This window comes from Natrarchaeobius versutus, assembly GCF_041205745.1.
In the GTDB taxonomy this organism is placed as follows: domain Archaea; phylum Halobacteriota; class Halobacteria; order Halobacteriales; family Natrialbaceae; genus Natrarchaeobius; species Natrarchaeobius versutus.
In genome coordinates, this window is the sequence record NZ_JBGFCC010000003.1 from 386,883 (window position 1) to 410,400 (window position 23,518).

The 23,518-nt window shown below is 58.0% G+C and carries 21 protein-coding genes and 1 pseudogene; 11 read left to right on the plus strand and 11 right to left on the minus strand.

Translation table 11 applies throughout. From position 1 onward, the window contains the following. Positions 1-270: 270 nt before the first annotated feature. Positions 271-1,695 (plus strand): oligosaccharide flippase family protein, encoded by a 1,425-nt coding sequence (locus tag AB7C87_RS09795; protein ID WP_369729253.1) that lies wholly within the window; start codon positions 271-273, stop codon positions 1,693-1,695. Between the two features lie 360 nt (positions 1,696-2,055). Here AB7C87_RS09795 and AB7C87_RS09800 read toward each other — a convergent pair whose 3' ends face one another. Further along, positions 2,056-2,193, minus strand: coding sequence for a hypothetical protein (locus AB7C87_RS09800; RefSeq protein WP_369729254.1), 138 nt, complete (start codon positions 2,191-2,193; stop codon positions 2,056-2,058). Positions 2,194-2,247: 54 nt separating this feature from the next. Here AB7C87_RS09800 and AB7C87_RS09805 point away from each other — a divergent pair. Continuing rightward, positions 2,248-2,888 (plus strand): annotated as a pseudogene (locus AB7C87_RS09805) (RNA-guided endonuclease TnpB family protein); the annotation flags it as partial. A 130-nt stretch (positions 2,889-3,018) separates the two neighbouring features. After that, positions 3,019-4,608 carry an O-antigen polymerase gene (locus AB7C87_RS09810; protein WP_369729255.1) on the plus strand — a complete coding sequence of 530 codons (1,590 nt, stop codon included), beginning with the start codon at positions 3,019-3,021 and terminating at the stop codon, positions 4,606-4,608. A gap of 95 nt (positions 4,609-4,703) precedes the next feature. Here AB7C87_RS09810 and AB7C87_RS09815 read toward each other — a convergent pair whose 3' ends face one another. The 7 genes from AB7C87_RS09815 to AB7C87_RS09845 form a co-directional block, all read right to left on the minus strand. Continuing rightward, positions 4,704-5,861: a glycosyltransferase family 4 protein gene (locus tag AB7C87_RS09815; RefSeq protein ID WP_369729256.1), complete on the minus strand. Its 1,158-nt coding sequence runs from the start codon at positions 5,859-5,861 to the stop codon at positions 4,704-4,706. 2 nt (positions 5,862-5,863) lie between these two features. Further along, positions 5,864-6,991 carry a glycosyltransferase family 4 protein gene (locus AB7C87_RS09820; protein WP_369729257.1) on the minus strand — a complete coding sequence of 376 codons (1,128 nt, stop codon included), beginning with the start codon at positions 6,989-6,991 and terminating at the stop codon, positions 5,864-5,866. A 95-nt stretch (positions 6,992-7,086) separates the two neighbouring features. After that, positions 7,087-7,731, minus strand: coding sequence for a class I SAM-dependent methyltransferase (locus AB7C87_RS09825; protein ID WP_369729258.1), 645 nt, complete (start codon positions 7,729-7,731; stop codon positions 7,087-7,089). Positions 7,732-8,070: 339 nt separating this feature from the next. After that, entirely contained in the window at positions 8,071-9,531 is a 1,461-nt protein-coding gene (locus AB7C87_RS09830) for a sugar transferase (protein ID WP_369729259.1), read from the minus strand. A gap of 394 nt (positions 9,532-9,925) precedes the next feature. Continuing rightward, entirely contained in the window at positions 9,926-10,936 is a 1,011-nt protein-coding gene (locus tag AB7C87_RS09835) for a GDP-mannose 4,6-dehydratase (protein WP_369729260.1), read from the minus strand. Further along, on the minus strand, positions 10,937-11,716 hold the full coding sequence (gene aglF / locus AB7C87_RS09840; protein WP_369729261.1) for a UTP--glucose-1-phosphate uridylyltransferase AglF: 780 nt from the start codon (positions 11,714-11,716) through the stop codon (positions 10,937-10,939). A gap of 482 nt (positions 11,717-12,198) precedes the next feature. After that, positions 12,199-13,512 carry a winged helix-turn-helix transcriptional regulator gene (locus AB7C87_RS09845; protein WP_369729262.1) on the minus strand — a complete coding sequence of 438 codons (1,314 nt, stop codon included), beginning with the start codon at positions 13,510-13,512 and terminating at the stop codon, positions 12,199-12,201. Between the two features lie 384 nt (positions 13,513-13,896). On the opposite strand from AB7C87_RS09845, the gene AB7C87_RS09850 reads away from it, so the two are divergent. After that, positions 13,897-14,598 (plus strand): phosphatase PAP2 family protein, encoded by a 702-nt coding sequence (locus AB7C87_RS09850; protein WP_369729263.1) that lies wholly within the window; start codon positions 13,897-13,899, stop codon positions 14,596-14,598. A gap of 77 nt (positions 14,599-14,675) precedes the next feature. Here the strand turns inward: AB7C87_RS09850 and AB7C87_RS09855 are convergent, their stop codons facing one another. Then, on the minus strand, positions 14,676-15,410 hold the full coding sequence (locus AB7C87_RS09855) for a hypothetical protein (protein ID WP_369729264.1): 735 nt from the start codon (positions 15,408-15,410) through the stop codon (positions 14,676-14,678). Between the two features lie 161 nt (positions 15,411-15,571). Between AB7C87_RS09855 and AB7C87_RS09860 the strand changes: the two genes are divergently transcribed. Beyond that, on the plus strand, positions 15,572-16,345 hold the full coding sequence (locus AB7C87_RS09860; protein ID WP_369729265.1) for an AAA family ATPase: 774 nt from the start codon (positions 15,572-15,574) through the stop codon (positions 16,343-16,345). A 116-nt stretch (positions 16,346-16,461) separates the two neighbouring features. On the opposite strand, the gene AB7C87_RS09865 is transcribed toward AB7C87_RS09860, so the two are convergent. Continuing rightward, positions 16,462-16,806: an avidin-fold protein gene (locus AB7C87_RS09865; RefSeq protein ID WP_369729266.1), complete on the minus strand. Its 345-nt coding sequence runs from the start codon at positions 16,804-16,806 to the stop codon at positions 16,462-16,464. A 218-nt stretch (positions 16,807-17,024) separates the two neighbouring features. Here AB7C87_RS09865 and AB7C87_RS09870 point away from each other — a divergent pair, with 218 nt between their 5' ends. The 3 genes from AB7C87_RS09870 (at position 17,025) to AB7C87_RS09880 (ending at position 18,725) form a co-directional block, all read left to right on the plus strand. Continuing rightward, the gene (locus AB7C87_RS09870; protein WP_369729331.1) at positions 17,025-17,663 is read left to right on the plus strand and encodes a ribonuclease H family protein; all 639 of its coding nucleotides are present in this window, start codon (positions 17,025-17,027) and stop codon (positions 17,661-17,663) included. Positions 17,664-17,781: 118 nt separating this feature from the next. Further along, positions 17,782-18,240: a DUF2240 family protein gene (locus tag AB7C87_RS09875; protein WP_369729267.1), complete on the plus strand. Its 459-nt coding sequence runs from the start codon at positions 17,782-17,784 to the stop codon at positions 18,238-18,240. A gap of 23 nt (positions 18,241-18,263) precedes the next feature. Then, a complete protein-coding gene (locus AB7C87_RS09880) occupies positions 18,264-18,725 on the plus strand; it encodes a DUF7993 family protein (protein WP_369729268.1) in 462 nt (153 codons plus the stop codon). A gap of 31 nt (positions 18,726-18,756) precedes the next feature. Here AB7C87_RS09880 and AB7C87_RS09885 read toward each other — a convergent pair whose 3' ends face one another. Next, the gene (locus AB7C87_RS09885; RefSeq protein ID WP_369729269.1) at positions 18,757-19,416 is read right to left on the minus strand and encodes an HAD family hydrolase; all 660 of its coding nucleotides are present in this window, start codon (positions 19,414-19,416) and stop codon (positions 18,757-18,759) included. Positions 19,417-19,632: 216 nt separating this feature from the next. On the opposite strand from AB7C87_RS09885, the gene AB7C87_RS09890 reads away from it, so the two are divergent. The 3 genes from AB7C87_RS09890 (at position 19,633) to AB7C87_RS09900 (ending at position 23,433) form a co-directional block, all read left to right on the plus strand. After that, the gene (locus AB7C87_RS09890) at positions 19,633-21,402 is read left to right on the plus strand and encodes a cation:proton antiporter domain-containing protein (protein WP_369729270.1); all 1,770 of its coding nucleotides are present in this window, start codon (positions 19,633-19,635) and stop codon (positions 21,400-21,402) included. Next, positions 21,395-23,089, plus strand: a complete 1,695-nt coding sequence (locus tag AB7C87_RS09895) for a cation:proton antiporter domain-containing protein (protein WP_369729271.1) — start codon at positions 21,395-21,397, stop codon at positions 23,087-23,089. Before AB7C87_RS09890 ends, AB7C87_RS09895 begins: the two co-directional genes overlap by 8 nt. Before the next feature lie 149 nt (positions 23,090-23,238). Further along, positions 23,239-23,433: a hypothetical protein gene (locus AB7C87_RS09900; protein WP_369729272.1), complete on the plus strand. Its 195-nt coding sequence runs from the start codon at positions 23,239-23,241 to the stop codon at positions 23,431-23,433. The last annotated feature ends 85 nt before the right edge of the window (positions 23,434-23,518 follow it).

Sequence of the window (23,518 nt, forward strand, 5' to 3'; positions counted from 1 at the left end):
TAAAGTAACTCTGAAATGATCATACACTGATCACACAGCGGTCGTGTGATCGATGTACAAACAGTTTCAGTTGTTACTATCGTCAGCAAACGAACCAAACACTCTTACTTTTGGTTGAAGGACGTGTGCACGACCGAAGACAGAGTAGATTGATGGGGTGTTGATGGCAGTCGAGAGTACAAATGATGGTTATGAAGTTCGTCTACCTGCCTTTACGTGACCAGCGTGTGAATCTTACTCGCTGCGTTCTCGTGTTCTCCGATCGAACGTATGAGTAGGGTTTCATCCGACGTACTGGTGTCTACGCTGATGCAGGCATCGTTGAAGGTTCGAGGACTCATCCTGATTCCGTTATTAACTCTCACGCTCGGCGTCGCAGAGTACGGCGCGTATATGCAGGTGCTCGCGGTTGTCAGCATCCTGGCTAATATTTGTCTCCTCGGAAGCAACTATGGTATCGTAAACTACGCACACAACACGGAGACTCCGAAACGGCTGTTTTCGTCGTTATTTCTTCTCACAACCACGCTTGCCGTTTTCGTCGGCGCTCTCGTGGCAGTAAATGCGGAATTGTTGGCCCGTTTGACCCTCAGGGCCGACCGATTCGCCCCGCTATTCCTCGTTGGTTCCGCCTACATCGTCGTAACCGTCGTCTTTCAACTCGGCCGCGCACACTTTCAGGCTAATCGCCGAGTAAAATTGTTCTCGACGTTTGAAGCCGTTGACGTCTATCTCTCAGTCGGGTCAATTGCCTTCGCGATCATTGTATTCGATACCGGTATTTCCGGCGTGTTAGTTGTCACGCTCCTCAGCCGAATCGTCTCTAACATCCTACTGTACGGAATCATCGTTCGGTCCACGGGCATCGCACGGCCGACGGGAACCGATGTCATCGGTTGCCTTCGATTTTCGATAGGAGCTCTCGGAAACAAACTCTCTCAGAAACTGCTGGATCGGACGGATCGTATCCTGGTCGGTTATTTCTTGGGTGCAGGTGCTGTCGGCATATATTCGGCCGCATACTCTGTATCGTACATACTACTCCTGTACTCGCGCCCACTGAGCGTAACGTTCTTCCCGGAATTCTCCCAGCGATGGGCCAACGACGATCATACGACGATCCAAGAGTACACCGCATCGGGCCTACGCTATCTCGCGGTACTCGGGTTACCGTCGATTGCTGGACTCGCACTGATCGGGCCCGACGTTCTCGAGGTTCTCTCTACGCAGGATGTCGCCCAACTCGGGGGGGTCGTACTAGTGATTCTCGCCGGAGCGATGCTCTCACGAGGCGTCGTCGAAATCTACACGCAATTGTTTTATGCGACGAACAACTCGCGTCCACCGGCACTCATTCAGGGAAGTGCGGCCATCGGTAATGCCCTGTTGAACGTCGTTATGATACCTGTCTGGGGTATCGAGGGCGCGGCAATTGCATCGCTTCTTTCGTTTGCCTGTTCGGCAATTGTCCTCGGAGTTCTGTTCCAGCCGACGCTCCGTACACCTCTCCCATGGAACAAGTTTTGGGTGACGGTTGTCACGACGTTCGTAATGTTTGTAGTTTTTTTAGTAATCGATCTCTCCTGGATCGCGACACTCACTCTCGCTCCAATAGTGTACACGGCAATGCTGTTTACTCTCGGTGGTGTAGACCGATCCGACCTCGAGACGATTGTGGACACGGTCCAGGGGTAACGGGGGACAGGTGGTCCGCTATGACTGTTTGTTGGTCGATCGACCACCGTTCCGTGATCGGCCGGTAACGACTCGCGGCAGTCCGAACGAGTTTCTTGCCGAAAAGTTGGCGACACTGATCGATCCCTTTGAACCAAGGTGGCCATCGTTACGGTAACAATGGAAGGGGTTGACATACTGAACGCACCGCTGTTGCACGATCAGGTGTGCATTGACTTGCAGTGGCTACTATAGTACTAGTACCTGGACAAATATCAAGTGTAAATTAATTTCATATAGGTGTTATACGTTCCACCCATCTATCTCTAAGCAGGAATCCCGCCTTTTAGGGAGGGAATGCGACACGATACTTGTCAACCACTACTCGATGGACGGGTCGGAATTCAACACCCGTTGCGCGTGGAGTAGCATCCCCTTCCACGTCAGTCCGTGACGTTTCTTCGTCTCTTTCAGAGACTTGTACTGTTCTTCGTCTATCTCGAAGTTGATGTGTAGCATTAATTATTATTGTGTCCAAACACACTTAATTTTGTCTACGTTATCCCTACGGGTCTGTCCGAGACGGTGACGAAGACACTACAGGCCACGCTCGCCACACCCACTACGGGCAAAGAGCAACGCCTACAGCGACTCTTGGACACATACCGCGAAGCACTCCACGATGCCTTCGACAACAGGGCGGATACAATGTCCGCCGTCAACGACGTTGTGACGCCCTACGAACTGCCATATCAGGCCAAAGACGCGCTCAAATCCTGCGTCCCGAAACTCCGCGACACGTACAATGCCGAGAGTTAGACGACGAGCATCCGCTTTGGCTCGTCAACCGGGCCGCAAAATTCGACTACTCAGAGGAACGCGAACACGGCTTTTGTGTGGCAGGCTCCGCGACCCGGACGCGGAACGAACTTCTGGATTCCGCTCCGTATCAACCCGGAGCAAGAATCTCTGTGGTTCGATCTGCTTGATTGGGACACGACGGCGGGCGAATTGCGGCTACAGCGAACTGTACATCGTGGGAGTTGCACGTCACCGTCGAATACTCGGTTGAAGAACCGACCGACCCAGGCAATCCGACGTACATCGGTTTCGACGCAGGTGAGAGCGCGTTGATCACGGGCTCTGCCCTCAAACGCGATGTACCACGCAAACCGATTCTCGTCAGCGGCAGTCGAGCGCGACACCTCCACAGAGTAGTGAAAAATGAATTTGTCACTACTGGTGTCGCTCCTAAACGGAGGATACGGTAATTTTTCTATTTCGAGTATTTAACAACGTATTAATCAGTAGACATATGCGCTTCTACAAACGTCAAGAAGAGTAATGGTTGAACTGCGATCAATTCGATGGAGTGGATACGTAATTCTCGTCGGGTTGATAGTCACAGGGGTGCTGTTGGCTCTGTTGACAAACAGTCTTCCACCAATTCTATTGGCAACTTTGGCGGTTTTGGTCGTCGCTCCATGGTATCTGTCAATTCGACAGGGACGTCTGGATTTTTTCGAGCCAGTAATATTCCATTCGATATTTGCTGGGATGCTTCTTATCGCTCTTGCTGAACAGTTTTATCTCGTTGATGGTCCGTTTAAATGGGAGGTGATTCGATATACGAGAGAAACCGGTCTATTGATAGCCGGTACCGCATTCGCCTCTGTGCTTGTTGCCACGTTGATTGGCTACTACGTAGTCGGTCCGATGCTTGCAAATCGAAAGGGGATTCAGCAAAATACGGTCATAAGAGCGATAAATCACACGGATAGCGCTTCAGGACGACTGTTTCGTTTGATCGGAGGTGGATACCTCTTGCTCGGTTTTGCCTTTTTTGCGGTTATCGTCTTTACTGTATTTCCACCTGGCGAGATTTTATACTTATTCTCGTCGACGGAGGCGCGCTCACAACTGTTCGCTGAAGTAGGAATTTTGACCTTTGGGGCCCGTACAGTCTACCTCGGGTACTTCCTCTGGTTGTGTGGTTCTCTGGTTGACGGACGGACCCCCTCGATCGTCGAACTTGCGGTGGTTTTACCTGTGACAGCAGTCCCGTTTCTCTTAGGGAATCGCAGTCAAGCGATGTCTGTAATCATCGTAACTATAATTTTAGTATACTATTCAACTACCAAGGACGTTATTCATGCAAGTGATGGATTTCTTTCGAGATGGTCAGACCGACTTCCGCCGTGGATCATGTACCTTTCTGTACCATTTCTCGGTTTACTAATCGCCCCAGTCATCGTCGTGGCGGGCTCCCTTCGACACGATAGGTCACTTTCAGAAACCATCACTCAAATCGACCCAGTAGCTATTCTCACAGCAGGCGTCCACAACGACGTCTTCGAGAACTTTCTCGCATTAATCACTATCGTCCCTGACCAGCTCGACTTTTATTATGGAACGTTCTATTTCAAACCCATAATCAATTTTATCCCTCGTGCCCTCTGGCCGGAGAAACCCCCTGCGACGACAGGAGGGGTCCTCTACCGAGAGTTAGGTGGGACATCGGGTGGGCGTCCCCCTGGTGCAATGGGTGACTACTTTCTCAACTTCGGTCCAACGGGTCTGCTGGTACTGGGTCTGATCTATGGCACGTTCTTATATTATGTCTATCATGTATTAGTCAGAAACGGTAACACTTCACCGCTAGCCATAGTAATATTTGGAATCTTACTCACGACCGTCGGAATAGATGGATTGACAGTTAATATGCTCATCGAAGTATTTGAGGAACTCCTGTTGATAACACCCGCACTGATTGCACTCGTAGTGATCCCGAGAGATAATCTTCTGCTCAACATTGTACGAGATCAATCAATTTTTATCAGATCAATAATTACTTTGAAAGAACGGCTTCGTGTAGCAGTCAAACACTCTCAGTTTGTACGTCTACGAAAACATGCTCGCGAGAACAACAAATAAAATAAATGATGGTCGTTCATACAAATGATGTTTGTCCGTATACGTCCTAGAATAGGGCGAGTGTCAATCTCACACCCGTGATGATACAAGAATCATTATGATATCTTGGTAAGAAACTCGTCGTAATTGTTCACGTATTGTTCGAACGAGAAGTTATCTATAATTCGCTTTCGGCCCGCAATGCCCATCTCTTTGCGCTTTTTTGGAGAAGTAACCAAGCTTTCAATCGAATTGGACAATTCATACACATTTCCCGGTTCGACGAGCAATCCAGTCTCCCCCTCGACGATGACGTCCGCCGTTGCCCCGACGTCGGTTGCAACGACGGGAAGTTCCATGGCCATCGCTTCGCGGACCGATCCCGGAATACCTTCGTTGTACGACGGAAGAACGAATAGATCCAAACTGCTGTAGAATTGTGGCATGTCATCGACCCATCCGTGGAAAGTAACGGATGTGGTAAGGTTTTCATCGTCGATGATCGTACGGAGTCGATTGAAATACTCGACGTTGTCTGCCCGAGCTGGTTGACCAGCGATGTGCAATTCGACGTTAGAACGGTCTATTTCACTGAAAGCTTTGAGAAGGTCATCGAGTCCCTTTCGTGGATGGATGAGCGCAGCAGTCCCTATACGAACAGAGTCCGTGTCCACTGCTGATGGATGGGGTGAAAACTTCTTCGTATCTACTCCTTTATGGAATACAACAAATTTGTGTTTTGATTCCTGATATTGTTTCACTGTGAATTTACGTTTTGCTTCATCACGTGACTCGATAAACACGTAAGACGTCGTTCGAAGCGCGATATCGTGAAAGAACTTCATGACCCCCGTAGACTCACTCAACAATCCGATATTCCAAATTGTTGTTGGCTGTGCAAACAGTATGTACGGTAGCAGTGTCATGTAGGACCGAATCTCGTCAACCCAGAGAACGTCAGCCTGTGAGAGCACGCGCCGCGCTTCGATGTTAAACTGACAGAGTCGCAGTCCTGCTCGCAGTTTTGTCACTGATGAGCCATCTAGTAATTTTCCATTGTACGTGTCGAGTTTACCACGATATGGTACGATCGTCAATTCTACTCCTTCTCTTTCGGCTTGCCTGGCGGTTTCGTCCGGTTTTTGTGTGAGCATGATGAGTCGGAACTCATCCGTATCGAGGCCAGAAAGCAGTCGAAGAAGCATCTGCGATCCACCGCCCTGAGTTTCATAAGCGGTTCTAAAAAATACGACCGTTGGTCGCTCTGCCGGCATAATTACGTGCTCTTGATGACGCGTTCTGTCGTTGCTGTCGTTTCTTTAACAGTCTTCTGCCAGTTGTACTCGTCTAAAACCACGTCTCGTCCTCGTTTTCCGGCCCGTGATCGATACGTGTCATCGTCAATGAAAGATGCAATTTGATCCGAGAACCCCTTCAGGTCACCCACTTCTGTAGCTCCCCCTAGCTCTTTCAACTCCGCCGCCAGATGTGTCAAATTCGACGTGACATATGGTGTTTCTGCCGCCATTGCTTCTAATAATACGCGAGGCGCTCCCCCTTCTGCTTCGCTCGGTAATACCACGAGATCTGCCGATCGATACACTGCCGGCATCTCATCGTATGAAACCATCCCCAGAAGATGGATGAAATCGTCGAGCCCCTGTGAACGGATGTATCGCTCTAGCTCTTCCCGTAACGGGCCGTCTCCACAAATGTACAGTTCTATCTGTGGATGCTTTTCCTTGAGCCGTTCGGTTGCTTTCACCACGTCGATCGGACGCTTTCCTTCCACCAGTCGTATTGGAGAAACGACCGCGAAGGCACCTTCGGAAATACGCTCAAACGAGGCTCCATCCGGTGTGAATCGCTCGGGATCGATGCCGTTGGAAACGACCTCGATCTCGCTTTTGATCCCAAGGCTACGAGCTCGCTTTTTTCCGCCTGCACTATAACAGAATACCAAGTCCGCTTGGTTGAACGTCCAAGCACCGATCGTACGAAGATATGGTTCAAAAATCCACCGAGAGATGTTCTGTGAGTATATCCCATGGTTTGTGACTAACAGTGGGACATCACCGTTCAGTCGTCGTCTCGCCGCGGCGAGGTTGGAACTAAAATATAGGTGTGAATGTGCGTGAATGACGTCAAAATCTCCGCTATCCATCAGATACTGTGCCAACCCCGGGCTGATCTCGTTGCCCAAGACGTCCACTACCGGTTCGTATCGAATCACGGTGTATCCGCTCTGTTCTTCGGTATGGGGTTGGTCTGGGTTCCTGCGAATCGTCAGTACGGTCACGTCGTGGCCCATGGCTGCCTGGTCGCGACTCATTGCGTGAACGTGATATGCTCCTCCGCCTTTCACCTGAGGATATACCTTCTGTGCAACCCGTAAAATCCGCATGCCGGACCGTCCATTCTTGGACGGTTATGTCATTCGCTTCCCCTCACAAATATAGAATTTCGGCTATCGAATTCTATGGCGATTCATCACACTGGCTACGTTGAAATGATTCTAACCTTTCGAATTCTGAAAACTGTTACGGCGATTATTCGTTTGATGGTGGGATCTGATAAATTCAGATTCATCTTCTCAACTCGTTGCTGTTCTATCTCGAACCCATGAGTAACGAGCATGGTTTGTATCTCAGACGGACTGAAGTGGTGAGGATGTGGCGTATCGATGTAGGAGAGTCGTTTTCGAATTATTCTAGGAATCCTGAACGTATTCACATTGAATATGAACTTCCCACCCGGGCGAAGTACACGACGAATCTCGTCCAGTACAGTACCGGGTTGAACGGTGTGGTCCAACACATTCCGATTGATCACGATGTCGAAGCTATCGTCCTCGAAGGGAAGATTTTCGCCAATGGCCGTGATCAGCTCTCCGGTACTTTCCTCGAGGACATCGCTAAACGCCGACGTAAGCGGATCGACAGCGACGTTGTTACACTGGATCTCAAGACCGTGAATTATGCCCGTGCCTGCGCCGACAGCCAGCACGTTCTTTCCCTCGAGGGTCTTCGGCGTGATTCCATACTGCGAAAGTACGTCTGGGAAAGATGATTCGTGTGACCCGTGTGAACGGTGGCTCGCCTCCGCTGTCTGTGCGGTTTTCCACCGCTCTATGTCAGTGTCCATAGAGACCCCACGGTAGCGATATTATCACTTGTTTCTGTAATGTACCGAACCCCCTTCTCGACGCCGTTGAGATACTGTGTGACTCTCTGGCTCGTATCGTTCTTAAGCGGCGTTACAGCGAGTTCGTGTGGGTCAGTTCGTTCTTCGAAGCGAGATGATTTTGAGTTTGCCCTGCCGTCGACACAATCACATCGTGTCGAATCGTTCCTAGACCGTAACTCTTGGCGTGTGAGTGGGCCGATTTCTCCGTTTTTCATCTGGACGCTGCACTCTAAATATCTACACTTGGCCACATGACCGTCGTACCACTGTCGTGTTGAATCTTTCATATGCTGTTTTTCACGAACGCAGAAGTTCGAGGACGTCTCGCAGTACGTTCCACACCTGGCCCATTATGATCTTCAGATCAAGCCAGAACGATTGTCGACGGACGTACTCGAGGTCGTATCGAAGTTTCTTTTCTGGTTCGTGGCCGGTGACGTCGTTGATTTGAGCGAGTCCTGTCAGTCCTGGCTTGACGAACCATCGTTTGCTCCAGTCAACCCCATTGCTCTGTATCTCCGTATCGAGCTCCGGTCGCTCCGGTCGAGGTCCGACAACACTCATGTTGCCGTAGAGGATCGACCACAGTTGAGGGATCTCGTCGAGGTGCGTCTGCCGGAGAAACCGACCTACGCGGGTCACACGTGGGTCAGTATTGCCGGCGTCTTCCGCACTAATTCTAGCCCCCGTGTCAGCTTCTGCATCGTCGACCATACTCCGGAACTTGTAGACGGAAAACGATTCACCGAAGACTGCTGTCCGTTCTTGTTTGTACAATACTGGGCCGGGACTGTCGATTTTGATCGCGATAACGACAACGGTTATCACCAGCAGAAGGGCGGTTGCGGCCGTGAGCGCAAACACAATATCAAATACGCGTTTGAACAGATGATCGAGCGGATCCCACGGTTCAATGTCGACGTCGACAATCTCTCCGATGTTGTCCGCCGAAACCAGCACGCTGTCGGCGTACTCCCGGTGGACCTTTGCATCCACACCATAGTTGTGACACGTATCCAACGCGCCGAAGAATTCCGCGCGGTCTGCGTGGTGAAAGGCCAGAACCACGGTACCAACATCGTGCTCGAGTAACACGTTCTCGAGGCGTGAGAGCCCACCGAGTCTGGGTAACGCCTCGAGGTGATCTCCCGACTCAGCACTGGTGTCATCGTCTACGATCGTAATCCCACCGTCTGCAGCAGCCTCGACTGATTTCGAAGTCCCTCGGATACTGACGACCGACGGGCACAGATAGCCGAGGACAGGCGACGTCATCGACGCCCGGATTCGTTCTATCTGTTCGAAGTCGTCGCCGACGACGAGCGTTCGTTCGGTCTCGCCGTCCGGGTTGTGGCGGATCCAGACGAACCACAGTGGAAGGACTACCCCTAACGTTGCGATGGTCATCACGAGCGTTGCCCGGGGCAACCGATGTGACCACTTGAAGTACCCGAGGCTCGCGAGTGCAAACCCGGCGACGAGTACTCGTTTCTGGACCAGAAACGTGGTATCGAGGACGCGCCGTGGCTGGGGTTTGTATAGCGGAACGAGACAGCAGCCGACGGCGAGTACGCTCAACGCGAGGGCCCAGTACAGCGACTGCCCGGTCAAGACAGTCGCCTCGAGCCGGTTGAACAGGGGGAGGTACGTCGTAAACAGATGTTGAGAGATCGGATGGTTCGCCACTGCAACGGCGCCAACCGTCAGCACCAGGACGCCAAGCGTGCTCACGAGTCGGTATTGCCACCCGGTGACCATTCACTTCGTTTGGCATCCAGCGCTCTCATAACCTATTTGATGTTTTCTCGAGAGCGTTTACGATCGAAAGCTTATCACTGGAGTTCAACGGCATATTCAACCAGTGAAACAGACCGACACCGAATAACACTGGGCATACACCACTTGCTTGGGGTCGATCGACGCGGTCGAAGTGTGAGCGATAGTAGTCACTGAACGTCAGTACAGTCCGCTTGCGATTGTCCTCACGGGGATCGGCCGAAATGGGCCGATCCGGGTCGTGGTTGCTGGCGGTGTGTGAATCGTTTCAGTTGTACTATAACGGGTTTATACTGCCGAAAACCGTCGGAGTTCGCTCATCAGTCGACGCTGGAAGATACGAGGACGTGGTTGAAAGTGAGTTGGGAGTCGACAGTTACGCAGATGCCGAAGAGACGTTCTGGGACTCGAGAACCAGTGGCTCGTACCAGTCGCGGTTCTCCCGATACCAGTCGACGAACTGTGAAACGCCCTCACGAATTCCCGTCGATGGCTCGTAATCGAGGAGCTCTCTGGCCTTCGAGACGTCTGCATGCGTGTGGCGTGCGTCGGCTTCTTTCGGATCAGCGTACTCGAGTCCGACGTCAGCGCCGGTTTCGTCGATAACGTGGGTAGCGAGTTCTTCGATCGTGATCGTCCGTGTCGAGCCGACGTTGAGGACCTCGCCGTCGCAGTCATCGTCCTCCAGTAACGTCAGATTGGCGTCGACGATGTCGTCGACGTAGGTGAAATCGCGCGACTGCTGGCCGTCGCCGTAGATAACTGGTGGTTCGCCGTTCAGACATCTCGAGGTGAAGTTCGTAATGGCCATGTTCGGCCGCATTCTCGGCCCGTAAACCGTGAAGTATCGAAGGGAGACTGTGGAGACGTCGTAGATCTCCTCCCAGAGTCGGCAGTAGTGTTCCCCGGCGAGTTTGGTGACGCCATACGGGCTCTGTGGAACGGTCTGGTGATCTTCGTCGTAGGGAAGGTAGTCAACTTCACCGTAAACGGACGACGATGATGCGTTGACGAACCGACGGATGCCGAACTCGTCGGCGGCAGTCAACAGCGTGAGCAGTCCGGTCGTGTTGATCCTATGGGGTTTTTTTGGATTTTCGACGCTCGCTCTGACGCCCGCCTGAGCGGCTTGGTTGTATATGACGTCGACGTCACCTTCTGAGAGTAGGTCACACACGAGTTCTTCGTCGGTGACCGATCCCTCGACGAACTGAAACCGATCGCCGCCAGCCGCACGACACTGTTCGAGATTCCGCTCTTTGATCCGGAGGTCGTAGTAGGGGTCGAGGATATCGAGCACCGTGACGGTGTGTCCGCGGTCGAGAAGGCCCGTTGTGATGTGCGACCCGATGAACCCGGCCCCTCCGGTGACGAGAACGTGTGTCATTTATGACCAATCCATTCCGGTTTCCGCCGACTGTTCCGCGTTTGCTATCGGTTCGTCGGTTCGATTCGATTTCGTTTGGAGTTGTTTCTCCGCGCGGTCGCGGTCCTCCGTGTATCCGACGTCGACTCGCCATCCCTCCATTCGGATCGCGTCGATCGTCCGTCCAGATTGAATGAGCAGGTCGATCGCGTCGGGGAGTTCGTACTCGCCGCGGTCGCTCTGTTGGACGAGGTGACAGGCATGGAAGATCGCAGGGGTGAACGTGTAAAAACCGGTCATAACGAGATTCGACGGTGGGTCGTCCGGTTTCTCTATCACTTCGACGATCTCGCCGTACTCGTTGGTGTCGAGGACGCCGTATCGGTTTGCTTCCTGATATGGAACCTGCTCTACGAGAAATGCCGCGTCGGCTCGGTCCTCTTGTTGTCGATTCACGACGTCGGCCAGGTTCGCCCGGAAGACGTTGTCGCCGAGCATCAGGACGAAGTCGTCGTCGACCATCGGCTCGACCTGTCGGATCGCGTGGGCCAACCCGAGCTGTTCGCGCTGGTGAGCGTACGTGATCGGGACGCCCTCGTAAGCGTCTCCGTATCGGTCGATGATCTGTTCTTTGAGGTGGCCGACGACGACGATCAGCTCGGAGACGCCGATCTCGAGCAAGTTGTCGAAGACGTCTTCGACGATCGGTCGCCCGTCGACTTCGACGAGCGCTTTCGGTTTATCTTCCGTCAACGGGCGAAGGCGCGTGCCTTTCCCCGCTGCGAGGACGACAGCTTGCATATCCTCCGTCGAGTCGAAACGGCGGTAAATAGCTAATTCGCGTAACTACTGGTTTCCGGACTGTTTCGAATCGTACGGGGACATTTTCGACTGCGACGGGGCGATGGTATCGCCGGATTGACTCCACCGTTTCGGCTCTCGAGTGTCTATCTCGCGTATCGGTTCGGTTCCTGAACTGCACTAGTAGCGGCGTCGATACGCACTAGTAGCGGTTCCCAGGTTGTGGCGTGGAGTAGTCACTGGTGACGTCCCAACCTGAACTGGTTGGTGAAATCATCTGCTGGGTGTCGATTTCACTCGGTAGGCGACGCTTGGGAGGTACTAGTACTAGTCCGGAGAACCGGTCGCCGAGACCGAGGCCGACAATCTTCTCGATGACTCCCGAAAACTTCAGCAAGCGACCGTACGACGCGGAGAAGTACGGGTCCTGCGTGAGACGGGCGAGCGATAGGGTGGTCGAGGAGACGACCACCCGTCTCGAGTCACGTCGGTTCGGAGCCGCCACCGACCACTGCCTTCAGGATCCGCAACTCCTCCGCTTCGGTGACGTGGTCGTCTCTGAGGCAGGCGTACAGGACCTTGTGGAGGAGTTCGGGATCGGACGGGAGCTTGGGGTGAGTGCCCGCACGCTTTTCGGGCGGGAGTCTCCCCTCGAGCGCGCCGATGCGATGTGTGAGGTGTGCCACCTCTTCTGTAAGTTCCTCGACGGAGTCGGCGACCGCTCGCTCGAGGTCGTCGCCGTTCGACTGTGCCTCGTCTTTGGACAGGGTCTGTCCGCTCGCCGACCGGTCGGATTGCAACCGATTCGGTTCCTCGGTCGAATCACCGGTCTCGAGCGATATGGGATCGGAGTCGTCGGACGCGTCGTCTCCGTGCTCTTTGCGTTGCTCGCCCTCGCCGCTCGAGTGATGGGGCGAGCCGTCGGTCAGTGTGGGGTTTCGGTCGTCGTTCGCCGAATCGTTCCTCGATGCCCCATCCACGCCGTCGGGGTGGGTTCCGCGTTCGAATACGTCGGTCACGAACTCGCGGCGGTCCGACCAGTCGAAGCCGTCGATGCCGTTGACGCGCTGGCTGATCGTCGCACTGCTGACGCCGAGGTTGTCGGCGAGTTCAGCCTGCGTGGCTTCGGGATAGCGGCGGATCTCCTCGAGCGTTTCCAGCTGTTTTTCGGTCACGTCCGACGGCTCGAGCGACGGTTCGACTTGCGTAGGGGTTCGGCGATTCTGATCGTTCATCGGTGATCGATCCGTCGTCGAATTTGGTTCGTCCACGGTTTCGATGGGGTCCTCACGGTCGGCTCCGTTGGTGTCTCCGCCGTTGCGGTCGGCTTCGGTGGCCGAACGAGGGTCGATTTCGGTAGCCGATCGATCGTTGGGGTCGGTTTCGGTGGGATTTCCGTCATCGGCTTCAATCTCGGTCGGTTCCCCTTCCCTGCCGGTCGGCGTGGTGGGTTCGTTGCCGTTGACGCCGGCTTCCTCGGATCCGTCTTCGGCCGTACTCTCACCGACGTTACTGTCACCAGTGGCTTCGCCCGCTTCGGCGTTGGTGTGACCCTCGTTAGCGTTTTCGTCGGTGTCACTGTCACCTTCGTCACCGGGTTCGGCCGGATCGCCGTACTCCTCGAGGACCTTTTCGACGATCGACGTCGTCACACCGCTTACGTCGTCGGCGATCTCCTCCATCGACGCGTCGGGTCGGGATTCGGCAGTATCGAGGATCTTTTTGTGGACGAGGGCTCGCGGGACGTTCGATTCGCGACCACCGCGTTGGCGGGAGGACGTCGTCGAGTTGCTCATAGTCCCTTCAATAAGACCCCTTTCACCCCTGAACACCTCGCCTCGTGTGTTATATCTTTTTCACAGCCTGAAAAATAACGTCGCTCCGTAACAGTCGTCCGTTCCGGTAATACACGATCGTCGACTCCGATACGCGAAGCGACGAGCACCATCCGATCGTATATGGGAACGCCTTCCGAGACCCAACGCGATGTCCATCCAGATCGGGATTGCGAACACGTCACGTGAAAGAGTTAACTGTCGGCTCGGAATAGCAAGGGTCGGCACATCTCTCGAGCGGGATCTTGCTCCCCTCGAGAAACACCGTGGCCCCTCGAGTGGGACACCCTCGTTCCGATCGACGGACACCTCGTCCTCTCGGACGAACGACTCGGCGCCCCCGCCATGAACCGTAGTCTCGGCGTTACGGAACTGATTCGACGCCTCATTCCGGAGTGGACCGTCCCGCTTTTCGAACTCACAGCAGTGCTCGGTGACGAACTGCTCGTCGTCGGCGTCTTGCTCGGTATCGGTATCGTGAACGTCGGTCGGTCGATCCGGAACGACGACGATCGGTTACTCTCGGCGGACGCCGCGACCCTGCTCGCGATCGTCCTCGGTGGTCTGGCGCTTACGCTGGCGCTGAAGGCCGCACTCGACTTCTCGAGGCCGCCGGCAACGATGCAGGCGATCACCCGTGACGGGGCAGGATTTCCAAGCGGACACACGATGGCCGCGACGATCCTCTGGGGTGCACTCGCCGCGTGGATCGATCGCGGAACGCCTCGAGTCCGGATGCTTCTCGCGTCGGCCATCGTCCTCCTCGTCGGGGTGTCCCGACTCGCAGTCGGCGTCCACTACCTCGTCGACGTGCTCGCGTCGGTCGGCCTCGGCGTCGGCTACCTGCTCGTCGCGACGCGAGTCGTCGACGGTGAGCCGGCGCGGGCGTTCGCCGGTGCCGCGTTACTCGGGGTGGCGGCGCTTTTGATCACGGCGGGAAGCACCGACGGCTGGCTCGCGTTCGTCGGCTGTGTGGGGGCTGGCGCGGGTTGGTGGACCATCAGCCGGCCGACCGTCCGGGATCGGGTGGTCGGTGTGACGCGATAATCGTCTCGAGACCGACTCTCGCGTTTGCCCTGATTCGGACGCAATTCGGTGGGACGTCGGCGACGACCGCACGGCGTTCACTCCTCGTCGCCGCGGTGTTTCGCGAGCGCCTCGTCGATCGTCAACTCACCGGCCGCCACGCGACGAGCGAGCATCTCGTCGATCGCTCGGTTCCGATCGCTTCGGTCGCGCGAGCGGTCTTTGATGAGTTGTAGCTCGCCTTTCGTCGGCTCGATCTCTCGCGAGTCGACGACCTCGCCCTCGAGGCGGGCGATGTTGACGGCGGCGAGGACGTCCTCCATTCCCCGTGCGCCGGTACCGAGGTAGGGCGTCGTGCCGGTTTCGTCGACGAGTTCGATGCGGACGTCCTCGAGGTCGTTGACGAGCGTGGCGCTTTGTAAGCGCGAGCCGTCGCCGATTCGCACGACGGGATGGGCGGCTTCGGCCACCTCGCGTTCGATGACGTCGACGGCGTCGGCGAGGGGCACCTGGAACGCCGCGACGACGACGCCGCCGTCGAGGACGGCGATACCGGGTTTTCGTCCCGGATCGACGCCGATGATCGTTCGCCCGTCCTCGCCGCGAACCGTCGTGAGCGCTTGGTCGACGGCTCGGCGTGGTTGTTCAGGGTCTGCAACGATCGTCGACACGTCGTCGAAGGCGCTAGCGTGGTCGGCGTCGGTGACGACGACGACCGCCCGCTCGGGAAGCGCCTGATCCGGTTCGACGGTCGTGAACGTGGCACCCCGGTCGCGTAGCTCGTTGACGACGCCGTGATACACTTCGAAGTCCGACGTGGCGACGACGATCACGTCCGATCGTTCGTCTCGAGGGTGAATAAACGTGTCCGACCGTCGGCTCCTGTCGAACTCTCGAACCGTTTTCCGGACGCCCCGTCGTTTACGCCGCGAGATGAGTACGATCCTCGAGCCGGTTCCGGGGGGTTTTTGCGGGAACGACGCCAACCCCACCCGTGAACGACGAGCCGATTTCGACCGGCTGTGGCCCGGTCGACGAGTTACTCGGCGGCGGATTCGAACGGGGAACCGTCACGCAGGTGTACGGACCGCCGGCCGCCGGGAAGACGAACCTGGCGCTGTCGGCCGCGGTCGAGGCGGCCGCAGACGGCGGCACCGCCGTCTACATCGATACGGAGGGGATCTCGATCGATCGCTTCGAGCAGTTGCTCTCGGCTCGAGCGGTAGACCGTCCGTCGACGGCCACCGCCGGCGATGCGGGCGAGGGCGGAGCCGCATCCGAGGAAGCCGAACCGGCCGTCGAGTCGGTCGCCTCGCGGATCGTCGTCGAGGACGCACTCGACTTCGAGGAGCAGGCGGAGGCCGTCCGCGACGTCGAGGATTTCGCGGATCGTGCGGATCTCGTTGTCCTCGACAGCGCGACCGGCTTCTATCGCCTCGAACGAACTGGTGACGGCGACGAGGGCGAGTCGCTCAGACGGGTCGCCCGGCAGGTGACCCACCTGCTCTCGCTCGCCCGGAAGTACGACCTGGCGATCGTGCTGACGAATCAGGTCTTTTCTGATCCCGACGCCGACCGGACGCGAGCGCTCGGTGGGAACACCTTAGAGCACTGGACCGGCGTCGTCCTCCGCCTCGAGCGCTTTCGCGGCGGAAACCGTCGAGCCACGCTCGAGAAACACCGGTCGAAGCCGGTCGGCGAATCCGCCCAGTTTCGAATCACTGACGCGGGATTCGAGGCCGGTGACGAGTCACCACGCTTCTCGTAGGGATCTTCGTCGAGTGAGTCCCGCCAGCGTGGAGAAACGAGCGTCGAACGTCGTCGAGAACCTCACCGATCATCACGGGAAACCTCGCCGATCGCTATCGGCTGTCTCGCTGATCGCTATTCCGAAATTTCCTCGAGGACGGACGCTCCGGAGCCGGATTTTGACTCCCACTCCCACTCGTCTTCGACCCTGACTCTGCCGTCGTCGAGGCGTTCGACTCGCCCGCTCGAGCGGCCGGTTGCGGTTTCGCCGTCTTCGGTCAACTGGACGTACCGAATCTCCCACCGGCGACCGTCGAACGTCCCGACGAGGTGGCCGTCGACGACCTCACCACCGGCGTAGGTCGCGTATATCCGTTCGTCTTCCTGCTCGAACTGAAATCGGGTCTCCGAGCTAACGTCTCCGTCGTCCGTGTTCTCGACGCCGACGAGCGTTCGTCCGTCCAGGGAAATGTCGGTCATAGTGTTCACTCTCCACACGCCGTAAAAAATGTACGTGTGGTGTGACATCATACCGTCCACATGAGCGGTCGGTCGTCGCGGCCCTCGATCGCCGGGATTCGAGACGGTGTTCGACTGGATCGACTCGAGACGGCCGCCGAGTTTGGAGGAGGGTTCCGTGTATGACGAATGTTAACGCAGACAGAATAGTTAAGTGGCACAACGGCTTACTCGGGAACATGGCCGCTCACGGCCGGTCCGCACTGCGGGACCTGTTCGACGAGTCGCCCACACCCCACATCGCCCACCCTCCGCGAACCCATCATCGAGACTTCTACGTCGCGACCGACGGGTCGTTTCGGGAATCCGGCGGTGGGCTGGGCGCCGTGATCGAGACCCGGGATGGGACCCGCGTCGCGCGGATCGCGACGGCGGATACGCCCCCGGACAACAACGTCGCCGAGTACCGGGCGTTGCACCTCGGGCTCGACGTTCTCGCCGCGCGTGCGCCTCGAGACGTAAACGTCGGCGTCCTCGTCGACCACGACGCACTCGCCAGCAACGTCAACAACACCGTGTTGGCGACGAATCACCCGGACGGGAAGCCGCCGCGTCCACTCTCGATCCCGTCCGCGACGGGCTATCACTGGCGGGGAATTCAGGCCCGACTCAGCGGGTTCGAGGAGGTCCGTGCCGCACGGATCGACAGCGATCAAAACCCCGCACACCCGCTCGCGAACGCCCCACACCAGTACGAACACGTCAACAGCGAGCCCGATCGATGCGTGCTCCCGGAGCCAGTGGAATCCACCGCACGCGAGTTCCCTCCGCCCTCCCGGGCCAACCGAAACGGCGCGGGCGGACGCGCGTCGGATTGACAGGGACGCGGGCGAGTCGACTTCCCCCATCTCCGAACCGACACCGAATCCACAAACCGCGACCGTTCACGACCCGGAACCGTCACCGTTTTCTCGCCCGTCAAGAGAGTCGTCTCCGATGAGCCTTCGCGTCGCGGTCGCCGCGCCGTTTCGACAGAACGGCACGTCACGACTCGAGGAGAGCGAATTCGTCGTCTCGCTTTCCCTCGAGCGCGGCTGGTTCTCGCCCGATCAGGCCAAGCGACTGATCGACGTCGCGACCCGGGAAGGCCTGATAGAGCACGCGGACGACGAACTCGTCGCCGCGTTCGACCCGACCGACGTCACGGTCCCGGAAGAGTTCGTCCCCGACGAGGATCTGTTACGCGAGCGGTCGGCGTTCGAACGCGTCCTCGACGCGCTGGTCGCGGAAGGGATGGAAAAACACGAGGCAGTCGGCGCGATCAACGCCCTCCAGGGCGAACTGGGCGTGACGATCGAGGCGGCGGCCGTGATCTACGCCCGCCGGGAGGGGATCGACGTCACCGAACTGGTCCCGATCGCGAAGGCCGCACTGACGGCAGACGAAGCTGGTTAGTTCCCGGCCGACCGACGACCGACATGGTCGAGGAACGGATCACCGACGGCAAACGGATCGCCCAGTTACTCGCGTCGGAACTCGACGGTCGCGAGGACGACGGACTCGAGGCGGTCGCCGTCACCGACGCGGATCGGGACGTCGAGGCGACGGTCGACGGCGCTCGCGCCTACGAGGTCTCGTTGTTGTCCCGCACCGACGCGGCGACGCCTGCGGGTGGCGACGATGGCACCGACGATGACGGGGGCGATGCGCCCGCGAGCAAGCGGATCGCACGCGTCTTCGTTCACGAGAGCCGGGCGCGCCTCGAGTTCTCGGTCGGGCAGGACGTCGCGGCGCAGACGGCCGAAGAACGAGATCTTCGCGTGCGGCCGAAGGCGACCGAACCACCGCAGACGCTCGTTTTCGTCGAGAGCGGAGCCGCGGTCAAACGGGCGACGAACGTGGTACAGTCGGTCGTCGCGCGGGTACAGTCGACGGAGTAGATGGTACGACGGCCGAATCAGCGTGTCACGTTCACTCGAGATCCTCGAGTATCGCCGGGAGAACGTCTGCGATGGCCGACTGCTCGACGTGGGCAACGGCCCGCGAGTCGGGCTCGGGACCGTCCTCGAGGAGGACCTGAATCGACCGCATGCCGGCACCCGTCGCCCCGGTGACGTCCGCGTCGACCTCGTCGCCGACGTAGATCGCTTCTGACGGCTCGACGCTCAGTTCGGCCAGAATCGCGTCGAACGCCCGCGGATCGGGTTTGCCGGCCTCGAGTTCACCCGTGACGAGTGCGGCGTCGAACGCCCGTTCCCAGCCGAGGGTGGCGAGTTTGTCCCGCTGGGCGCGGACGGGGCCGTTGGTGAGTAAGCCGACGCGATACTCCGTTCTGAGCTCCTCGAGCATCCGTTCGACGCCCGGAAGCGGCTCGATCGCCTCCGCGATCGTCTTTCGGTAGGCGGCGGCGAGTTCGGCCGGGTCCGCGTCGCTCTCGCGGCGTTCGAGCAGGTCCGCGAAGATCGGCTCTCGGCTCTCCTGGGTGAGGTTGTTCCGGTGGGCCTCGAGGTACTCGCTTCTGGTCAGTTCCGGCGCGTTCGTGGCGTCGACCGCCTCCTCGAGTATCGTCTCCCTGTCCCGGCGTGGCACCGCGAGCGTGTAATCGAGATCGAAGACGATCGCCCGTATCATGAGTGGTGGAGGGGGCTCGAGGGGGTTGAAGCTATCCCTTCGGAACGAGGGCAACCGCGAGAAGTCTCTGTGCTGACGGATTTTCGCGCAATATCGACTTCGGTCACGAACGAAGCCGAGACACAGTGATGTGCGAAGACCACGGCGTCTCGATCGGACGACTCGATTGTGGTTTTCGACACCGTTAATTTGCCACGCTAGTATCGTTCCGAACGAATGGTTTCCGAGGTGGCGCTCTCCGTCGATCTCGTCGTTATTCTTCTGAGTGCGACGATCGTCGGCTTTCTCGCCAAGCGAACGGGTCAGCCGACGATCATCGCCTACATCGTCGCCGGCGTACTGATCGGCCCCGCGGTCCTCGGTCTCGTCGGAGTCAGCGAACTGACGGAACTCCTCTCGGAACTCGGGCTTGCCTTTTTGTTGTTCTTGCTCGGCATCAAGATGCGCCTCGAGGAGATTCAACACGTACTCGCGCCCATCGTCAAAATCTCGATCCCGCAGATGGGTGCCGTCTTTCTCGTGGGGATGGGCGTTGCGCTGGCGCTTCCACCCTTCGGCCTTCTCGAGTCGTTTCTGATCGGACTCGCGGTGATGTATAGCTCGACGGCGGTCGTCATCAAGATGTTAAACGACAAGGACGAGGCGACCTCGCTACACGGAAAGATCGACGTCGGCGTGTTGCTCGTCCAGGATATCGTCGTCGTCATCATCCTGGCCGTGCTCGCGGCTGGACGTCCGGACGACCTCGCCGAAATCGCGACGACGCTCGCGGTCGTGCTCGTCCTCGTCGCCCTCATCACTGTCGCCGCAATCGGCGCGTCCCGAACCATCCTGCCGGTCGTTTTCCGGCGCATCGCGGACAACAAGGAGGTGTTCTTCCTCGTCGCCCTCTCGTGGGCGTTCTTATTCGTGTTCGTCTCCGACAACGTCAACCTCTTTCTCGCACCGCTTGGCATCGAGGCCTATCTCTCGATCGAGATGGGCGCGTTTCTCGCCGGGCTGGCGATCGCACAGCTTCCATACAGCAAAGAACTACAAGACCGCGTCAACCCCCTCACCGACCTGTTCGTGATGGTCTTTTTCGTCTCGGTCGCACTCGACCTCGAGGCCGCACAGCTACTCGCGCACACGGGTGAGGCGATCCTCGCGGCATTGGTATTGATTCCCGCGAAGTTCCTCATCTTCTTTTACCTACTCGACTGGCAGGGCTTTGGCTCCGAAACGACGTTTCTCGGCAGTATCAACATGATTCAGGTCAGCGAGTTCGGAATCATCGTCGCCGCCGTTGCCTTCCAAGGTGGATTCATCGACGCGGAGGTGCTCGGGTTCATGACGCTTCTCGCGATCTTTACGATGGCCGTTTCGGTGTACTTCATCGAGTTCAACCACCGGTTGTTCGAGCGATTCGAGCCGACCATCACGCGGCTGACGGGCGACGACGAGTTCGAAGGCGGGAAACGCGAGTACCGCGACCACGCCGTCGTCGTGGGCTACGACGACGTCACGCGAAACGCTCTCCCGTTGCTCGCGGACCACTACCAAGACGTCGTCGTCGTCGACCGGACGGTCGGTCACGTCGAGACGCTCGAGGCGGAGGGGTACGACGCGATCTATGGTGACTTCCGGAACGCGACGATCCGGAAGGATTCGGCCGTCAAAAAGGCCAGTTTCGTCCTCTCGTCCTCGGTTGAACCCGACGTGAACAAAGCGATTCTCAGAGACGCTCGCGACGACGCGACCGTCTTCGCCGAAGCCGAGCGCCTCGAGCACGCTCGGGAACTGTACGACAGAGGCGCACACTGCGTGATCATGACGCCGTATCTCGCCGCCGACCGGTTCGCGGATTACCTCCGGGCGTATCTCGAGGAGGAGACGGAGCCCGCCGAGACGCTCGAGGCGGCGCTCGCGGACGACATCGAGTTATTGGAGGGCGCGGATCCGTTCCCGAAGCCCTCCAGCCGGATCGGGGGTGATCTCGATGACTGATCTGCTCACCGCGGTGTCGATCATCTTCGTCGTCGTCGGACCGTTCTTGTTGATCGCGAACCGGTTCAACCTGCCGACCGTCCCGTTTTTCGTTCTCGCGGGAATCATCGCCGGTTCCATCATCGATCCGGATCTCACGCTCGAACTCGCCCAGTACGGAATCGCGCTCCTCGTGTTTTCTTTCGGCGTGGACATCGACCTCTCTGCGGTACGGACGGTGATCGTCGACAGCGAGATCGCGGCGTTCGGCCAGATCGTCGTCGTCGGTTCGCTCGGGGTCATCCTCGGCGTCGTACTGGGCGTGTCGCCGGTCGAGGCGATCTACCTCGGCGTTGCCGGGGCGTTGTCGTCGACGATCGTCGGAACCGCGCTGTTACAGGGCGATATCGGCATGAACGTCGTCCACGGACGACTCGCCAGATCTATCCAGTTCGTTCAGGATCTGTTCGCGATCGTGCTCGTGTTGGTTCTCGGCGCGAGTACGCTCGCCGTCTTCCCCGTCGCGACGGCCGTGGGATACGGCGCCGCGTTGATCGTCGCGGCATTCCTCGTCAACCGATACGTCTTCGACGTCATCGGACGACTCGCCGGAGACTCGGACGAACTCATGATCCTCGGCGTCGTCACCATGCTCGCGCTGTTCGTCGGGGCGGCGGAGTTCGCGGGCATCTCCATCGTCGTCGGGGCGTTCGCCGCCGGCCTCGCCGTCCGTCACGATCCCGTCGAGTATCTCGGGCTATTCAACGGACTCGAGTCGCTCAAGGACTTCTTCGTCGCGATCTTCTTCGTGACGATTGGCGCGCTCATCACGTTCCCGTTCGTCGAGATCGGATGGACGGCTTCGGTCGAGAAACTCCTTCTCGCCGGCGTTTTGGTGGTGTTGACGGTCGTCGTCAAACCGGCAGTCACCACGGCGATCTTGATCTATCAGGGCTACGAACGACGCTCGGCGACGCTTACTAGCCTCAACACCGATCAGGTCAGCGAGTTCGCGCTCGTCATCGCCATCCAGGGGCTGTTAGTCGGCGCATTGAGTGAGTCGGTGTTCGACGCGATCATCTTCGCGGCCGCAGTGACCATGATCACCTCCAGTCTGAGCCAGCGATACGAAGAGGAAATCTATCGAACGCTTGCCTCTCGCGGGATCCTCCCAAGCGCTCACGGAAAGATCGACGAGTGGAGTATGGTTCCTCCTAACCTCTCCGACCACGTCGTGATCGTCGGCTACGGTCGACAGGGCCAGAAACTCGTCGAAACCTGTGAAGAGGTCGGTCAGCCGTACGTCGTCATCGAAAACGACCCGGCGCGCAGGAAAACGGTACTCGATCGCTGTACCGGGATCGTCGTCGGTGACGCGATGGAGCGCTACACCTGGGAGAAAGCGAACGCTGAGGACGCCCGGATCGTCGTCTCGACGGTCGACTCCGAACCGGTCTCGAGGCGGATTCTTTCACTCGGACTCGACGCCGACATGACGCTCCGTGCGAGCGACCAGTCGACCGCCCTGTCCCTGATCGAGGCGGGCGCGCTGTACGTCAGCGTCTCGGAGCTACTCGCCGGTCAACAACTCGTCCGTCAGATCCAGCCGTTACTTGAGGACGATCTGTCGCCCGAGGAACTCCGCCAGCATCGACAGGACGAACTGGACGACCGAATCGAGCCCGACTACCGCTATCAGCTCCGGTGAGGCGGGTCGCGGGCGTTTGGCACCCAGGCGGGTTCCTCACGGGGGGGCGTCGCTGGGGAACTAGTTTCGACGGCTACTGAAACCGCGACACCGTCCTCTCCGTCAGAGAACCAGCAGTTCTTTGGCGTTTCCACCGCCAACGTTCGATCGTGTTCAACGCTGGTCGGGCGATCCGAGTCGGGCGCAATCTCGCCGTCTACGCCGTCGGCGTCGGACTGCTCGTCGTCGCGGCTCTCGGGCTCGCGGGCGCGATCGACCTTTCGACGATCGTCGCCGCACCCCTTTTCGTCGTGGGTCTCGCGCTCGTCTTCGTCGTCCACGAGTACTTCGGCGGGCCAGTGTAGCTGGACTTTCGACGGGTGTTGTCGACATCGGTGGATGTGACCATCGACTCCGGTTGCGCTGTCGCCTCCTTCGACGGGCGCGGAT

What these genes read in the sequence shown, in the direction of transcription:
- aglF (WP_369729261.1), bottom strand. Translation starts at nt 11,716, where the DNA reads ATGCAAGCTGTCGTCCTCGCAGCGGGGAAAGGCACGCGCCTTCGCCCG.
- AB7C87_RS09800 (WP_369729254.1), bottom strand. Translation starts at nt 2,193, where the DNA reads ATGCTACACATCAACTTCGAGATAGACGAAGAACAGTACAAGTCTCTG.
- AB7C87_RS09795 (WP_369729253.1), top strand. Translation starts at nt 271, where the DNA reads ATGAGTAGGGTTTCATCCGACGTACTGGTGTCTACGCTGATGCAGGCA.
- AB7C87_RS09825 (WP_369729258.1), bottom strand. Translation starts at nt 7,731, where the DNA reads ATGGACACTGACATAGAGCGGTGGAAAACCGCACAGACAGCGGAGGCG.
- AB7C87_RS09810 (WP_369729255.1), top strand. Translation starts at nt 3,019, where the DNA reads ATGGTTGAACTGCGATCAATTCGATGGAGTGGATACGTAATTCTCGTC.
- AB7C87_RS09850 (WP_369729263.1), top strand. Translation starts at nt 13,897, where the DNA reads ATGAACCGTAGTCTCGGCGTTACGGAACTGATTCGACGCCTCATTCCG.
- AB7C87_RS09895 (WP_369729271.1), top strand. Translation starts at nt 21,395, where the DNA reads ATGACTGATCTGCTCACCGCGGTGTCGATCATCTTCGTCGTCGTCGGA.
- AB7C87_RS09830 (WP_369729259.1), bottom strand. Translation starts at nt 9,531, where the DNA reads ATGGTCACCGGGTGGCAATACCGACTCGTGAGCACGCTTGGCGTCCTG.
- AB7C87_RS09870 (WP_369729331.1), top strand. Translation starts at nt 17,025, where the DNA reads ATGGCCGCTCACGGCCGGTCCGCACTGCGGGACCTGTTCGACGAGTCG.
- AB7C87_RS09835 (WP_369729260.1), bottom strand. Translation starts at nt 10,936, where the DNA reads ATGACACACGTTCTCGTCACCGGAGGGGCCGGGTTCATCGGGTCGCAC.
- AB7C87_RS09880 (WP_369729268.1), top strand. Translation starts at nt 18,264, where the DNA reads ATGGTCGAGGAACGGATCACCGACGGCAAACGGATCGCCCAGTTACTC.
- AB7C87_RS09845 (WP_369729262.1), bottom strand. Translation starts at nt 13,512, where the DNA reads ATGAGCAACTCGACGACGTCCTCCCGCCAACGCGGTGGTCGCGAATCG.
- AB7C87_RS09875 (WP_369729267.1), top strand. Translation starts at nt 17,782, where the DNA reads ATGAGCCTTCGCGTCGCGGTCGCCGCGCCGTTTCGACAGAACGGCACG.
- AB7C87_RS09820 (WP_369729257.1), bottom strand. Translation starts at nt 6,991, where the DNA reads ATGCGGATTTTACGGGTTGCACAGAAGGTATATCCTCAGGTGAAAGGC.
- AB7C87_RS09815 (WP_369729256.1), bottom strand. Translation starts at nt 5,861, where the DNA reads ATGCCGGCAGAGCGACCAACGGTCGTATTTTTTAGAACCGCTTATGAA.
- AB7C87_RS09865 (WP_369729266.1), bottom strand. Translation starts at nt 16,806, where the DNA reads ATGACCGACATTTCCCTGGACGGACGAACGCTCGTCGGCGTCGAGAAC.
- AB7C87_RS09885 (WP_369729269.1), bottom strand. Translation starts at nt 19,416, where the DNA reads ATGATACGGGCGATCGTCTTCGATCTCGATTACACGCTCGCGGTGCCA.
- AB7C87_RS09890 (WP_369729270.1), top strand. Translation starts at nt 19,633, where the DNA reads ATGGTTTCCGAGGTGGCGCTCTCCGTCGATCTCGTCGTTATTCTTCTG.